Source organism: uncultured Gemmiger sp. (assembly GCF_934561205.1).
In the GTDB taxonomy this organism is placed as follows: Bacteria; Bacillota; Clostridia; order Oscillospirales; family Ruminococcaceae; genus Gemmiger.
Genome location: NZ_CAKTFU010000021.1, coordinates 1 through 15,152, shown reverse-complemented (window position 1 = coordinate 15,152; position 15,152 = coordinate 1). Strand labels below are relative to the sequence as shown.

Genomic DNA, 15,152 nt, shown 5'->3' with positions numbered 1-15,152 from the left:
GCCTTTCCTATTCTATGTGTCAGATATGCTGTAATTCCCGCAGACCGTCGCGCAAACCGTCCAAAAGCGCCTGTACGTCCTCAGGCGTGTTGTCGGCGCAAAAGCTGACGCGCAGCGCGGTGCGGATGGTCAGGTCATCGCAGCCCATCGCCTGCAGGGTGTGGCTCGGCTCACCCTTGTCGCAGGCGCTGCCGCCCGACACAAACACCGCGCGGGTGTTCAGGTAGTTGATAAAGGTCTGGCTGTTGATGCACAGGGTCGAGAAGTTCAGCACCTCCGGCAGGGCATCCGCCGGGGAGTTGATTTGGATGTCGGGGAACTCGCTCAGGCCGTGACGCAGCAGGGTGTTCAGCGCCTGGATCTGCGCCGTGCGGGTGCGCAGCGATTGCAGCCCCTTGGCGGCTGCCACACCCATGCCGACGATGTAGGGGGTGTTCTCGGTGCCGGGGCGCATACCGCGCTCCTGATGGCCGCCGCGGTAGGGCGGGCGCAGCGTCTGGCGCTGGCTGTCGCGCACAAACAACGCCCCCACCCCCTTGGGCGCGTGGACCTTGTGCCCGGACACCGACAGCGTATCGACTTCCTTCCACTTTTGCAGGTCGATGGGCATACGCAGCCACGCCTGCACGGCGTCCACATGGAAGTGTGTGCGGGCGTTGCGCGCCTTGATGCCGGCACCCAGCGCGGCGATATCCTGCACGGCGCCGGTCTCGTTGTTGACCGCCATGCAGGCCGCCAGCACGGTGTTTTTGTCGATCTCCCGCAGGAATTTCTGCGTGTCGATATGGCCGTCCGCCTCAGGCATGACCTCCACGACGGCAAAGCCTTCCTCCCGCAGGGCGCGGATGGGCAGCTGCACGCTGGGGTGCTCGAACCCCGTCACAACGATTTTATTGCCCCAGTGGCGGCGGGCCTTGGCCGCGCCCCAAACGGACATATTGTTGCTCTCGGAGCCGCAGGCGGTGAAATACACCTCGTCCTTGCGGCAGTGCAGGGTTTTGGCGATGCGGCCGCGGGCGGTGTCGATACCGTCCTGCGCGGCCACGGCGGGGTCATACAGGCTGCTGGGGTTGGCCCAAAGCTCCACGAGTGCGTCGTGGATGGCCTCGGTCACGGCGGGGTCCACCTGGGTGGTGGCGGCATTGTCCAGGTAATGCAGCTGCGGGTCGGAAAGCATAACGATTCCTCACATCTTTTTACAAACTTATACAGGATAGATTATACACGTTTGCGGGGATAAAAACAATCGTTTTTGTAAAATTTTACCCAACAAAAAAGCGCTTCGGCTTTATGTAAAACCGAAGCGTTTTCTACGCTTGCTTATTCTCCGAAATCCTGCGCGGCTTTTTTCATCATCTCGCGGATGGGCAGGTTGTACGGGCAGCGCGGCTCGCACGCACCGCAGCCGATGCAGGCGCTTGCCTTGGTCTGCAAGGTGGCGTAGCGCTCGCGCCCCCAATCCTGCAGACCGTAGCGGTTCAGATACCCTTGGAACAGGAACACGCTGGGGATCTGGATGCCCACCGTGCAGGGCGCACAGTAGTTGCAGCGGCGGCAGAACTGCGTACCCAGCGCATCGCGCACTTTTTGGCAAGCCGCCTGCTCGTCGGCAGTCAGGGGGGCGGTGTTCTCGGCACCCTTGACGTTGGCATTCAGCTCCTCAATTTCCGCCATACCGGGGATGGCAACGGTCACGCCGGGGTTGGACAGCACATACCGCAGGGCGAGGTGTCCGTCCTCGATGGCACCGCCCGCCAGGGGTTTCATATCAATAAAGCCCTTGCCCAGCTCGGCGCAGCGGCGGATCAGCTCGGCGCCCTGCTGCTCCACAATATTATAGGGGAACATCACGGTTTCGATTTCCGGCACGTCCAGCGCGGCCTCAAACACAGCGGCCAGATGCGCCGTGATGCCGATATGTCCCACCACGCCGGCGGCCTTGGCTTCCAGCAGGGCTTCCATCGCGCCGCCGGGGGCCAGGATGGTTTTCAGCGCGTCAAGGCTCGGATTGTGAAACTGGTACAGCTCGATATGGTCGGTGCGCAGGTTTTTCAGGCTGGTCGCCAGCTCTTTTTCCATGTCCGCCTTGGTCACGGCGCGGCACTTGGTGGCCAGGATAAACTTATCCCGCAGGCCGGCCTCCTGCAGGGCCTGGCCGATCCATTCCTCGCTGACGGTGTAGGCGCGGGCGGTGTCGATATAGTTGACGCCCGCCGCGCTGGCTGCCTGCAGCAGGGCGCGGGTGCCCGGCTGGTCAATGCGCTGGATGGGGATGCCGCCAAAGCCCAGGCGGGAGACGGTCAGCCCCGTGCTGCCTAACGATACATACTGCATACAAAATCCCTCCAATTTTCTCTATTATAGCACACAGCGCGCAAATTTCCACCCTTTTTTATTGAGGCTGCGGTATTGCCTTGACAAAGAAAGCGCTTTGCGCTACCATACCTATATAATAAATTAAAGCGCTGAAGTGTATAGGGAGGGGTTTTCTGTGAAATTCGGGTTTATCGGCTGCGGCAACATGGGTGGAGCCGTGGCAAGGGCAGTCTGCCGCGGGGCAGACCCCAAGGACGTGCTTTTGGCAAACCGCACGCCCGAAAAAGCCGCCGCGCTGGCTGCCGCGCTGGGCTGCCGCTGCGGCAGCAACGCCGAGGTCGCCAAGGACTGCGATTTTATTTTTCTGGCAGTCAAGCCCCTGATGATGGCCGATATGCTCAGCGGTATCGCCCCCGTTTTGGAGGCTCGCGCCGACAGCCGCCCCTTTGTGCTGGTCAGCATGGCCGCCGGGCTGAGCATTGCCAAGGTGCGTCAGATGGCGGGCGGCAGCTACCCCACGCTGCGTATGATGCCCAACACCCCGGTGATGCTGGGCGCGGGGATGATCCAATATTGCAGCGAGGGGGTTTCCCCTGCCCTGCTGCAAACCTGGCTGGACGCTATGGCACCCGCCGGGCGGCTGGATGCCGTGCCCGAAACCCTGATAGACGCCGCCAGCGCAGTGTCCGGCTGCGGCCCTGCGTGGGCGTACCAGTTTATTGAGGCATTGGCGGACGGCGGTGTTGCCGCCGGGCTGCCCCGTGCCAAGGCGCAGGAGTACGCCGCCCAGATGCTTTTGGGCAGCGCCCGTATGGTGTTGGAGACCGGCAAGCACCCCGGCGAGCTGAAGGACGCCGTGTGCAGCCCCGGCGGCTCGACGATACAGGGCGTGCGCACGCTGGAGCAGCGGGCGTTCCGCGCCGCCGTGACCGACGCTGTGCTGGCCGCCTATGACAAGACGAAGGAATTGGGGAAGTAATATGCGCATTGTGATAAAAGTCGGCACCAGCACCCTGGCCCACCCCGGCGGGCGGCTGAACATCCGCCATACCGAGGATCTTGTCAAGGTGTGGAGCGACATCAAAAACGCCGGGCATGAGCTGGTGGTCGTGTCCTCGGCCGCCACAGGCTTGGGCGTGGGCAAGCTGCAAATTGCCCGCCCGCAGGATATGGTCACCAAGCAGGCCGCTGCCGCCGTGGGCCAGTGCGAGCTGATGTACACCTACGACCGACTGTTCGGCCAGTACAACCACACCGTGGCCCAGATGCTGCTGACCTGGGCAGATTTTGAGCACGAAAACCGCCGCGTCAACCTGCACAACACGCTGGAACGCCTGTTGGAGCTGGGAGCAATTCCCATCATCAACGAGAACGACCCCATCTCCTGCGAGGAGTACTCCCTGGGTGACAACGACACCCTGGCCGCCTTGGTGGCCGAGTGCATCCGCGCCGACCTGGTGATTTTGCTGTCCGACATTGACGGGCTGTACACCGCCGACCCCCACACCCACACGGACGCCAGGCTGATCCCCGTGGTGGAGGACATCACGCCGGAAATCGACCGCCTGGCGGGCGGGGCAGGCTCCGCGCTGGGCACCGGCGGCATGGCCACCAAAATTTCCGCCGCACGGCGCGCCACCGCTGCGGGGGTGGATCTGATCATCGCCAACGGCGCACACGCCGAGGTGCTGTACGATATTATGGACGGCAAGGCCGTGGGCACACGCTTTGTCGGCAAAAAGGAGGGTGCGCAATGACGACGATGGAAATCCTGCAAGCCGCGCAGACGGCGCGTATGCCGCTGGCGCTGGCCGACACCGACACCAAGAACGCCGCGCTGGAGGCCATGGCCGTGGCCCTGACAGCCGCCGCCGATGAGATTCTGGCCGCCAACCGCCGCGATCTGGACGCCGCGCGCGGGCATATCAGCGACGTAATGCTGGACCGTCTGGCGCTGACCCCCTCCCGCCTGACCGACATGGCCAAGGGCATCCGCGAGGTAGCCACCCTGCCCGACCCCGTGGGCACCGTGCTGCGGCGCATCGTGCGCCCCAACGGCCTGTTGATTGAAAAAACCGCCGTACCTATGGGCGTTATTGCCATTATTTACGAGAGCCGCCCCAACGTCACCGCCGACGCCGCCGCCTTGGCCGTCAAGGCTGGCAGTGCCTGTGTGCTGCGCTGCGGTAAAGACGCCTGGGAGAGCTGCCACGCCATTGTCACCGCCCTGCGCGCCGGGCTGCGCCGCGCCCACCTGCCCGAAACCGCCGTCAGCCTGGTGGAGGACACCAGCCACGACAGCGCCCGCCTGCTGATGACGGCTGACGGCTTGGTCGATTTGCTGATCCCGCGCGGCGGCGCAGGGCTGATACGCACCTGTGTGGAAAACGCCACCGTGCCCTGCATCCAGACCGGCACGGGCATCTGCCATGTGTATGTGGACGCCGCCGCCGACTTGGAGATGGCCGTCAACATCGTGGAGAACGCCAAGACCAGCCGCCCCAGCGTCTGCAACGCCGAGGAAGTCTTGCTGGTACACCGAGATGTCGCCGCCGCGTTTCTGCCCATGCTGCAAAAGCGCCTGGTGACCGACCGCATCGCCGCCGGGGCCACACCCGTGGAGCTGCGTCTGGACGAGCGCGCTGCCGCTCTGATCAACGGCACCCCCGCCGGTCCCGAGGATTTTGACACGGAATTTTTGGATTACAAGCTGGCGGTTGCCGTGGTCAACAGCGTACAGGACGCCATTGACCACATCGCCAAGCACTCGACCCACCACAGCGAGGCGATCATCACCGCCGATAAGGCCGCCGCGCGGCAGTTTACCGCCTGTGTGGACAGCGCCGCCGTCTATGTGAACGCCAGCACCCGCTTTACCGACGGCGGGGAGTTCGGTCTCGGCTGCGAGATGGGCATCAGCACCCAAAAGCTGCACGCCCGCGGCCCGATGGGTCTGGCGGAGCTGTGCACCTACAAATACATCGTGCAGGGCAGCGGCCAGATCCGCGGCAGCAGCACCTTGCCGTCTTGTTAAACGCTAAAGCAAAAGCAGGATGCCCGCGGGCACCCTGCTTTTTTTACACGCCGCTGTGCAGCTTTGCCAGCGCGCAATATTCCTGCTCATTGGCCAAGATGGAAGCCGCCTGCTCGGCGCTGACCGCGCGCAGCACCCTGCCCGGCACGCCCACAACCAAACTGCCCGCCGGGATGACCGCGTTTTGCAGCACCAGCGCCCCGGCGGCTATCAGACTGCCCGCCCCGATGACCGCACCGTTCAAAACGGTGGCATGCATACCGATCAGGCAGTTATCCCCTACCGTGCAGCCGTGTACCACCGCGCTGTGTCCCACCGACACCCCACGCCCCAGCGTCACGTCTAAATCGGGGCCTGTGTGCAGCACGGCGTTGTCCTGCACGTTGGTGTTTTCGCCCACCGTGATGCGCCCGGTATCGGCGCGCAGCACGGCACCGTACCACACGCTGCTGCCGGGCTGCAGCACCACCTCGCCCGCCAGCGTCGCGTTGGGGGCAACAAAGGCCGCCCCTGCCGTTTGCGGGGCTTTTCCGTTTACGGTAAATTCTGCCATTTTGCAACACCTCTGTATTTACTATACGCGTCGCAACAAAAAATTGCAAGATGCCTGCCGTGTGTGCTACAATAGAGAATATAAGGAGTGGAAACGATATGGCTATCAAAATGATTTGCAGCGACATTGACGGCACGCTGCTGCAATACGGCAAAAAAGAACTGGAAGGCGAAATTTTTGACCAGATCCGCGCCCTGCACCAAAAGGGCATTTTGTTCTGCCCGGCATCGGGGCGGCAGTACACCAGCCTGCGCAAGCTGTTTGCCCCCGTGGCGGATTGCTGCGCCTTTTTGTGCGAAAACGGCGGCGTGCTGTACAAGGACGAGCAGTGCCTTGCCGAGAACCCTATGCCCCGCGCTTTGGCCGAGGAGATCGCGCTGGATTTCTGGAACCGCAGTGACGAACGCGGCGAGGTGATGCTGTCCGGGCAGAACTGCGCGTACCTGATGGAGCGCGGCCTCGGTATGCTGGATCGCATACGGTTTATCGGCAACCTATACCGCGTGATCTCCCACCCCGCCGAGGTGCCGGAGGACATCGTAAAGGTATCGGTCTATCTGTACGAGGGGGTCGGCGCCTATACCGAGCGCTTTGTCCCCCGCTGGCAGCAGGCCAACTGCGCCGTGGCCGGGCCGTATTGGATCGACACGACCACCGCCAACAAGGGCATCGGCGTGCAAAGCCTGTGCCGCGCGCTGGGCTTCGGCCTTGACGAGGTGATGGCCTTCGGTGACAATTACAACGATGTCTCGATGCTGGATATCGTGGGCACACCCTACATTATGGACGCCGCTGCCGCCGAACTGCGCGGCCGCTACCCGCTGCACACCCCCCGCCCGGAGGACATCTTGCGTACCCTGCTGTAAGCGCCGGCTCCGCCCGCCGCCGGGTTATTGGTTATTTTTGACCAAAATGACCAAAAGAAGCTGCATTATTTTCCCCTTTTTCCGTTGACGTTGTGCAAAAAGTATGTTATTATAATAACGACTTAATGCTGGCTGTACGCCTGAACGGCTTGCAGCTTTTGGGAGGAAATCGCTATGAAAGAGTTCACTTATACCATTAAAGAGCCTGTTGGTATCCACGCACGTCCCGCCGGTATGCTGGCCAAGGAAGCCAAGACCTGCCAGAGCACCGTTACCATCGTCAAGGGCGACAAGTCCGTTGACGCCACCCGCCTGATGGCCCTGATGGGCATGGGCATCAAGTGCGGCGACACCGTCACCGTCCGCATTGAGGGCGCCGACGAGGAGACCGCCGCCCCCGCTTTGGAGAAGTTCTTCAACGAAAATCTGTAATGACCCACCAGGCTGCGGCCGCCTTGTATAACGGCGGCCGCAGTTTTTCGTATAAGGAGGTTGCAAGATGATCACCATTCAAGGTAAGGGTGTGTCCGCCGGTGTCGGCGTTGGCCCTTTGTATTTTTACCGCCGCGCTACGGTGGAAATCCACAACACCACCGTTGAGGATACCGATGCCGAATGGCACCGCTTTAAGGGTGCCCAGACCGGCGCCGTGGAGCAGCTGGGCGTTCTGGCCGAGCAGGCCCGCGCCGAGGCCGGCGACGAAGCCGCCATGCTGTTTGAGACCCACCAGATGATGGCCGAGGACCTCGACTATGAGGAAGCTATCGAGGATCTTATCCTTAACCAGAAATTGAATGCCGAGGCCGCCGTTTCTCAGGTAGCCGAGCAGTTTGCCTCCATGTTTGCCTCCATGGACGACACCTACATGCAGGCGCGCGCCGCCGACGTGCAGGACGTCAGCCAGCGCATCATCGGCATTTTGTGCGGCGTTGTGCAGGGCGGCATTGCCTCCGACGTGCCGGTTCTGCTGGCCGCCGATGACCTGGCCCCGTCCGAGACCATCCAGCTGGACAAGTCCAAGATCCTGGGCTTTATCACGGCCGGCGGTTCCGGTTCCAGCCACACCGCCATTCTGGCCCGCACGATGGGTATCCCCGCCATCGTCGGCATGGGCGACGCCCTGAAACCCGAATATGAGGGCCGTCAGGCCATTGCCGACGGCAGCACCGGCGCGCTGGTCATCGACCCCGATGACGATACCCGCGACCGTCTGCTGAAAAAGCGCGAGGAGCAGATGCGCCTGCAGCGCCTGCTGGAAACCCTGAAGGGACAGGAGAACGTGACCAAGGACGGCAAGACCGTGCGCATTTACTGCAACATCGGCTCGCCCGAGGACGTGCATGCCGTGCAGGTCAACGACGGCGGCGGCATCGGCCTGTTCCGCAGCGAATTTTTGTACCTGAACACCAAGGACTACCCCACCGAGGACGAGCAGTTCAACGCCTACAAGCAGGTTCTGTCCGATATGGACGGCAAGGAAGTCATCATCCGCACGCTGGATATCGGCGCGGACAAGCAGATCGGCTATTTTAACCTGCCCAAGGAGGACAACCCCGCCATGGGTATGCGCGCACTGCGCATCTGCCTGAACCGCCCCGAAATTTTCCGCGTGCAGCTGCGCGCTTTGTTCCGCGCTTCTGCCTACGGCAAGCTGGGCATCATGTTCCCCATGGTCACCAGCGTGTGGGAGGTGCGCGAGGCCAAGCGCATGTGCGAGGAAGTCAAGCGCGACCTCAAGCATGAGGGTATCCCCTACAGCGACGATGTCAAGATCGGCGTTATGATCGAAACCCCCGCCGCGGCGGTGATCAGCGACCGCCTGGCCAAGGAAGTGGATTTCTTCAGCATCGGCACCAACGACCTGACCCAGTACACACTGGCCTGCGACCGCCAGAACAACGACCTGGGCCGTTTCTACAACCCGCATCACCCCGCCGTGCTGCGCCTGATTCAGATGGTCACCGAGAATGCCCACAAGAACGGCATCTGGGTGGGCATCTGCGGCGAGCTGGGCGCGGATCTGACGCTGACCGAAACCTTCCTCGCCATCGGCGTGGATGAGCTTTCCGTCACGCCGCGCGCCGTGCTGCCCCTGCGCAACGCCGTGCGTATGACCGACACCCGCGAAACCAGCCAGCGGATTCTGGACGATCTGGCGGAGGATTATGAGGCCCGGTAAGTTGAACAGCTTATAAAAATACCGCCCTGAGCCTTACGGTTCGGGGCGGTATTTTTGTTGGTGCAATATTCCGCGATATTGCGGTGTTTTTCGGCAGGTTTGTAGGGGACGCATATATGCGTCCCGTGCGGTTTACCCGGTAGGTTGATTTACCGGGATTGCTGTGGCGGGCGGCATATATGCCGCCCCTACAAGCTAACCCGGTAGGTTGTTGTAACCGCAAAACCGCGGGCGGGGCATGCCCCGCCCCTACCGGATGGTGAATTTTTCGGCGGAGCCGTAAGACGGGAGCGGGTGGGCGGGGCGTCAAAAAATGTGTCTTGACGATTTTTTAGCCCCGCCCGTCCGCGACCTTCCTCTTTGGGGTTCCAAGGGGCGAGTAGCCCCTTGGCCGTGCCCCGCGCCTCGGAAGTAGCGGCGCCTTTCTTTGGTACTTTCTTTGGGCGTCCAAAGAAAGTACATTCAGTCGATCGCAATACTCCACGCAAAGGTCTTGCTTTCGCCGGGGTTCAGTTCCTCGTGCTTGCCCGGCTCGTTGACGGAGTTTGCCCAGCCGTTCCACGGCTCCATGCAGACAAAGCTCTCGGCATCCTGCTGCCACAGCACGCCGTTGCCGAAATTCGGCTCGTCAAAGGCGACCTCGACCTTATGTCCGCTGACAACATCCTCCAACCGCATGGGGGACTTGACGCCGGTCAAAAGACGGATGGAATCCGCGCTGCCCGGCTTGCGGGTCAGGGTGATGGTCTCAGGCGCGGTGGGCTGCTCGCCCTTGGCGTTCTCGCTGCAGGTGGCAGCGTCGATGGCAAAGCTGACATTGTCCAGCTTGCTGGCGGCAAAATACGGGTGGAAGCCCACACTGTAGGGCAGCACCTTGTCGCCGGTGTTCTGCACCGTCAGGGCAAGCCCCGCGCGGTTGCCGTCCAGCGTGTAGCGCATGGTCAGCTTGAAATCAAACGGGTAGACAAACTTGGTCAGACCGTTGGGCGTCAGCGTCAGCTCCACGGCGGCATCGGTCGCCTTGCTGACCTGCCACGGCAGCAGATCGGCAAAGCCGTGTACCTCCATGGGGTAGTCGGCACCGCCGAAGTGATGCACGCCGCCGTCCGGCTTGCCGCAGTTGGGGAACAAAATCGGCACACCGCAGCGGGGACGGTCGGTGGATTCATAGTTTTTGTCGCGCAGCCAGAGATACTCCTGCCCGTTTTTGGTGAAGGAGGTTGCCATGCCGCCCTTTTCGGGCGTGATGGTCAGGGCGTACTCGCCATCGGTCAGGGTCATCGTTTTGTACGAAGCGCCGTATTTTTCGTACACGCCAAAGGTCAGGTTAGACATAATTTCTCTCCTTTATTTTACAGCACAACGCCGTCTTTGAAGATGGAAATTTCACGGAAGCCCTTTTCCTCCGCCTTGGTCTTTTTGCCGCTTGCCACTTCCAGCACCAGGCGGTACAGGTCGGCACCCGCCTCGTCCAGGGTGCAGGCACCGTCGGCCACAACACCGGCGTTGAAGTCGATCCAGGTCTTTTTCTTTTCCGCCAGCTGGCTGTTGGTGGCGATCTTCAGCGTGGGGGCGGGGGCACCGAACGGCGTGCCGCGTCCCGTGCTGAACAGCACCATGTGGGCACCCGCAGCGGTCAGCGCGGTGGCAGAGACAAGGTCGTTGCCGGGGCCGTACAGCATGTTCAGGCCCTTGGTGGTAACAGGCTCGCCGTAGTCGATGACGTCCATAATGGGCGCAGAACCGCCCTTTTGCACGCAGCCGCAGGACTTATCCTCCAGCGTGGTGATGCCGCCCTGCTTGTTGCCGGGGCTGGGGTTGTCGTAGACGACCTCGTTGTGGCTGATGAAATACTCCTTAAAGCCGTTGATCATCTTGACGGCCTTTTCAAACACCTGCTCGTTCCGGCAGCGGTTCATCAAAAAGCCCTCGGCGCCGAACATTTCGGGCACCTCGGTCAGCACGGTGGAGCCGCCGCGGGCGCACAGCATATCGCTGAAACGACCAATGGTGGGGTTGGCGGTAATGCCGGACAGGCCGTCCGAGCCGCCGCACTTCATGCCGACCACCAGTTCACTGGCGGGAATTTCCTCGCGCTGAAACTGCCCGGCGTAGGCAGCCAGCTCTTTCAAAATTTCACGGCCTGCCGCCAGTTCGTCATCGACCTCCTGGCAGGTCAGGAACTTGACGCGGTCGGGGTCATACTCGCCCAGCTCCGCCAGGAACTGGTCGTGGGTCAGGTTTTCGCAGCCAAGGCTCAGCACCAGCACCGCGCCCGCGTTGGGGTGACGGGTCAGGGCAGCCAGCAGCTTGCGGGTCTGGGCGTGGTCATGCCCGGTCTGGGAGCAGCCGAACGGATGGGTAAAGGTGTACAGCCCGTCAATGGAGCCGCTGACCAGATCCTGATTGTCGCGCACCAGCGCCTTGGCGCAGTCATTGACGCAGCCGACGGTGGGGATAATCCAGATCTCGTTGCGGATGGCGGCGCGCCCGTCCTTGCGGCGGTAGCCCATAAAGGTCTCGGCGGGGGCGGGGGTCAGCGGGTGAACATCGGGGTGGTAGCTGTACTCGATCTCGCCGGAGAGGTTGGTCTTGATGTTGTGGGTGTGCATCCAGGTGCCGGGCACAGCGTCCGCGGTGGCATGGCCGATGGGAAAGCCGTACTTGATGACATTCTCCCCCGCCTTGATGGGGGCAATGGCCATCTTGTGACCCTGAGGGATATCCTCGACAGCGGTGACGGTGGTGTTTTCGACCGGCACAGCGGTGCCCTTGGCGATGGGATGCAGCGCCACGACCACGTTGTCGGCGGGGTTGATTTTGATAGCAATGGGCATGGGGAACTCCTTACTTTTTTATGATAAAGAAAAAAGAATAAATAATAAATGGGTATGCCGCCCGCGGCGGCACATAATACAATGTGCTGCACGATATTTATTATTTATTCTTTATAATTTCTTATTTGTCGATCACAGGCAGCTCTTGTAGGCAGCCAGTGCGCCCTGCTCACGGATCAGGGTCAGGTTCTTGACGGTAGCCGCCTCAAAACCGGGCACCTGCGTCAGGTCACGGCCCCACATCTTCTCGTTGGTCATGACGGCGTGGACGAGGGTGGGCACATCGTCGTTCTTATGCTCGTTGTAGAACTCCAGCACCCAGCGGTCGTCGGACACGGTGTACTCGTTGCCCTTGGCACGCTTGCAGACCAGACCCTTGTCGGTCAGCTCCTGCACATCGTTGGTGTAGAAGGCAATGTAAGCGGCAAAGCTCATGGTCAGGCAGGTGGGCAGCTTGCCGTTCTTCTCGACATATTCGAGGAAGGAGGGCATGTTGCGGGCGCACCACTTGGAGGTGGAGTTCAGCGAGATGCTCATCAGCTCATGGTTGACGAAGGGGTTGTTGAAGCGGTCCTGCACGGCGGCGGCAAACTTCTTGCAGTCATCCTGATCCAGGGGCAGGATCGGCACAACTTCTTCGCTCAGCATCTTGTTCATGTAGCCCAGAACGGTGGCGTCGTGCATGCAGTCGCGCACGATGTCAAAGCCGGCCAGGTAAGCACCCAGCACAAAGCCGGTGTGGGCGCCGTTCAGGATGCGGACCTTGCGCTTCTTGTACGGGCTCATATCGGGGGTGACAAAGACGTGGTTCTCGATGCCGGCCTTGCGGAAGGGCAGCACGTCGTTCAGCTTGGTATCGCCCTCAATGACCCAGACGCCGAACACTTCGCCCACGTCCAGCAGGGGGTCGGCGTAGCCGTGCTTGGCTTCCAGCTCGGCGACTTCCTTGGGGTCGCGGATGCGGCCGGGCACGATGCGGTCCACCAGAGAGCCGCAGAAGGTGCAGTCCTCGTTGACGTACTTCTTGAAGCCGTCGTCCAGACCCCACTGGTCAATGTACCGGTTGACGCACTTCAGCAGCTCCTTGCCGTTGTTGTCGATCAGCTCGCAGGCCAGCATAAGGATGCCCTTTTTGCCTGCCTGATAGCGGTGGTACAGCACCTGGGTCAGCTTGCCGGGGAAGCTGGAGGCAGGCTCATCGTTCAGGTTGCAGGCGGGGTCGTAGACGATGCCGGCCTCGGTGGTGTTGGAAACGATGATTTCGAGGTCATCGCTGGCGGCGACCTCCATCATCTGGGCAAAGCCCTCTTTCTCATACGGGTTCAGGCAGCGGGACACGCTGGAGATCACGCGCTTATCGTCGACCTTTTTGCCGTTTTCGCTGCCGCGCAGGTACAGGGTGTACAGACCCTCCTGCTCGTTGATCATCTTGGCAAGGCCGGGGGCGATGGGCTGAACCAGCACGCATTTGCCGTTCCAGTCGGCCTTTTCGTTGGCAAGGTCAAACCAGTAATCCACAAAGGCACGCAGGAAGTTGCCCTCGCCAAACTGCAGGACCTTTTCGGGGGCAGACTTTTTGATGTAGCCGGTGTAGCCGGACTTTTCCAGAACTTCATAGTTTAAGGTTTCCATAAACGCTCTCCTTAATCGTTTCTGTCGGCAGAAAGCCACGGCGCAAATTCCGTGTCTTTCCCGGGGCACACTGCCCCGCTGATAGCTTTATTGTAGTTATTTTTCTTTCCCGCGTCAAGATTCCAACTTTGCACAGCGAACATATTTTGTCCTTTTTTTGTGTTTCCACGTTCTGCACAACAAAAGACCGCATTTTTTGGCTACATTTTCAGCTAAAGCGCAATTTTCGCAACTTGTTCTTGCAGGGATTTTTATGTATAATACAAGCAAGGTATGCGTTTTTGGGGCATTTTGGGTGCGCAAAGTATGCGCGCCCGCCCGCCGCGCACACGTTTTTATCTATTTATCACTTTTATAAGGAGCGTCTGTACAATGAAGGCTTTTATGGACAAGAACTTCCTGTTGGAGACCCCCACCGCGCAGCATCTGTACCACGATTATTCCGCCAAGCTGCCCATCGTGGACTACCACTGCCACATTCCCCCGCAGGAAATCTATGAGGATCGCCGCTTTGAGAACATCGCACAGGTCTGGCTGGGCGGCCACCAGGTTCTGGCCGACGGCAGCGATTACTACTTCGGTGACCACTACAAGTGGCGCGTGATGCGCTCCAACGGTGTGCCTGAGGAGTACATCACCGGCGACAAGCCCGACCGCGAGCGTTTCCAGAAATTCGCCGAGAGCCTGGAGATGGCCATCGGCAACCCCATGTACACCTGGTGCCATCTGGAGCTGAAGAAATACTTCGGCTATGAGGGCGTGCTGAACGGCGAGACCGCCGAGGAAGTCTGGAACCTGTGCAACGACAAGCTGCAGAACGACCCCAAGATGACCGTGCGCGGCCTGATCGAGCAGAGCAACGTGGCCATGGTCGGCACCACCGATGACCCCATCGACACGCTGGAATGGCACAAGAAGATCAAGGAAGACCCCTCCATCAAGGTCGTGGTCGCTCCCTCCTTCCGCCCCGACAAGGCGCTGAACATCCGCAAGGAGGGCTTTGCCGACTACATCCATAAGATGGAGAACGTCGTTGGCCGCAAGTTTGCCTGCGTGGACTGCGTTGTCAAGGCGCTGGACGAGCGTCTGCAGTTCTTTGTGGAGATGGGCTGCCGCGCTTCTGACCACGGTCTGGACTACATCCCCTTTGTCGAGACCGACGCAGACAAGGCTACCGCCGCCTTCAAGAAGGCCATGGCCGGCGAAGCCCTGACCCAAGAGGAAGGCGACGCCTACACCACCTATGTGCTGCTGGCTCTGGGCCGCCTGTACAAGAAATATCACGTTGTTATGCAGATGCATTACAGCTGCCTGCGCAATGTCAACGAGAAGATGTTCCGCAAGCTCGGCCCCGACACCGGCTTTGACATGATCGCCGTGACCGATTGCAGCGCCAGCATCAGCAGCCTGCTGAGCGCGCTGACCGCCACCGACGAGTGCCCCAAGGTCATTCTGTACAGCCTGAACCCCGCCGACTTCGACATGCTGGGCACCCTGCTGGGACCCTTCCAGGATGACGAAGTCCCCGGCAAGATCCAGCTGGGCTCTGCCTGGTGGTTCTGCGACACCGACGACGGCATGTACCAGCAGATGAAGACGCTGGCACGTCTCGGCCTGCTGGGCAACTTCATCGGTATGCTGACCGACAGCCGCAGCTTCCTGAGCTACACCCGCCACGAGCTGTTCCGCCGCCTGATGTGCAACCTGATCGGCAACTGGGTCGAGAACGGCCAGT

13 protein-coding genes are annotated in these 15,152 nt (G+C 60.9%); 7 read left to right on the top strand and 6 right to left on the bottom strand.

What is annotated here, in order from left to right; all coding sequences use genetic code 11:
* Positions 1 to 19 precede the first annotated feature (19 nt).
* Positions 20 to 1,177: a cysteine desulfurase family protein gene (locus Q0I19_RS10785; protein WP_294760517.1), complete on the bottom strand. Its 1,158-nt coding sequence runs from the start codon at positions 1,175 to 1,177 to the stop codon at positions 20 to 22.
* A 143-nt stretch (positions 1,178 to 1,320) separates the two neighbouring features.
* Positions 1,321 to 2,334 carry an aldo/keto reductase gene (locus Q0I19_RS10780; protein ID WP_294760515.1) on the bottom strand — a complete coding sequence of 338 codons (1,014 nt, stop codon included), beginning with the start codon at positions 2,332 to 2,334 and terminating at the stop codon, positions 1,321 to 1,323.
* Between the two features lie 157 nt (positions 2,335 to 2,491).
* On the opposite strand from Q0I19_RS10780, the gene proC reads away from it, so the two are divergent.
* The 3 genes from proC to Q0I19_RS10765 are packed head-to-tail and all read left to right on the top strand — an operon-like array spanning position 2,492 to position 5,350.
* Entirely contained in the window at positions 2,492 to 3,295 is an 804-nt protein-coding gene (gene proC / locus Q0I19_RS10775; RefSeq protein ID WP_294760512.1) for a pyrroline-5-carboxylate reductase, read from the top strand.
* Position 3,296: 1 nt separating this feature from the next.
* Entirely contained in the window at positions 3,297 to 4,073 is a 777-nt protein-coding gene (gene proB, locus Q0I19_RS10770) for a glutamate 5-kinase (protein ID WP_294760510.1), read from the top strand.
* A complete protein-coding gene (locus Q0I19_RS10765; protein WP_294760507.1) occupies positions 4,070 to 5,350 on the top strand; it encodes a glutamate-5-semialdehyde dehydrogenase in 1,281 nt (426 codons plus the stop codon). Before proB ends, Q0I19_RS10765 begins: the two co-directional genes overlap by 4 nt.
* 43 nt (positions 5,351 to 5,393) lie before the next feature.
* Here the strand turns inward: Q0I19_RS10765 and Q0I19_RS10760 are convergent, their stop codons facing one another.
* Positions 5,394 to 5,903, bottom strand: coding sequence for a gamma carbonic anhydrase family protein (locus tag Q0I19_RS10760; RefSeq protein ID WP_294760505.1), 510 nt, complete (start codon positions 5,901 to 5,903; stop codon positions 5,394 to 5,396).
* A gap of 98 nt (positions 5,904 to 6,001) precedes the next feature.
* Here Q0I19_RS10760 and Q0I19_RS10755 point away from each other — a divergent pair, with 98 nt between their 5' ends.
* The 3 genes from Q0I19_RS10755 to ptsP all read left to right on the top strand — a co-directional run bounded on the left by Q0I19_RS10755 (position 6,002) and on the right by ptsP (position 8,948).
* Entirely contained in the window at positions 6,002 to 6,769 is a 768-nt protein-coding gene (locus Q0I19_RS10755) for an HAD family hydrolase (RefSeq protein ID WP_294760503.1), read from the top strand.
* A gap of 174 nt (positions 6,770 to 6,943) precedes the next feature.
* Entirely contained in the window at positions 6,944 to 7,201 is a 258-nt protein-coding gene (locus Q0I19_RS10750; protein WP_294760501.1) for an HPr family phosphocarrier protein, read from the top strand.
* 67 nt (positions 7,202 to 7,268) lie between these two features.
* Positions 7,269 to 8,948 (top strand): phosphoenolpyruvate--protein phosphotransferase, encoded by a 1,680-nt coding sequence (gene ptsP / locus Q0I19_RS10745; RefSeq protein WP_294760499.1) that lies wholly within the window; start codon positions 7,269 to 7,271, stop codon positions 8,946 to 8,948.
* Positions 8,949 to 9,410: 462 nt separating this feature from the next.
* Here ptsP and Q0I19_RS10740 read toward each other — a convergent pair whose 3' ends face one another.
* The 3 genes from Q0I19_RS10740 to Q0I19_RS10730 all read right to left on the bottom strand — a co-directional run bounded on the left by Q0I19_RS10740 (position 9,411) and on the right by Q0I19_RS10730 (position 13,417).
* A complete protein-coding gene (locus Q0I19_RS10740; protein ID WP_294760498.1) occupies positions 9,411 to 10,283 on the bottom strand; it encodes an aldose epimerase in 873 nt (290 codons plus the stop codon).
* A gap of 17 nt (positions 10,284 to 10,300) precedes the next feature.
* Positions 10,301 to 11,785, bottom strand: a complete 1,485-nt coding sequence (locus Q0I19_RS10735) for an altronate dehydratase family protein (RefSeq protein ID WP_294760497.1) — start codon at positions 11,783 to 11,785, stop codon at positions 10,301 to 10,303.
* A 132-nt stretch (positions 11,786 to 11,917) separates the two neighbouring features.
* A complete protein-coding gene (locus tag Q0I19_RS10730) occupies positions 11,918 to 13,417 on the bottom strand; it encodes a tagaturonate reductase (RefSeq protein ID WP_294760496.1) in 1,500 nt (499 codons plus the stop codon).
* A gap of 372 nt (positions 13,418 to 13,789) precedes the next feature.
* Between Q0I19_RS10730 and uxaC the strand changes: the two genes are divergently transcribed.
* Positions 13,790 to 15,152 (top strand): glucuronate isomerase (uxaC, locus tag Q0I19_RS10725; protein WP_296023734.1); only part of this gene is annotated, 1,363 nt, incomplete at its 3' end.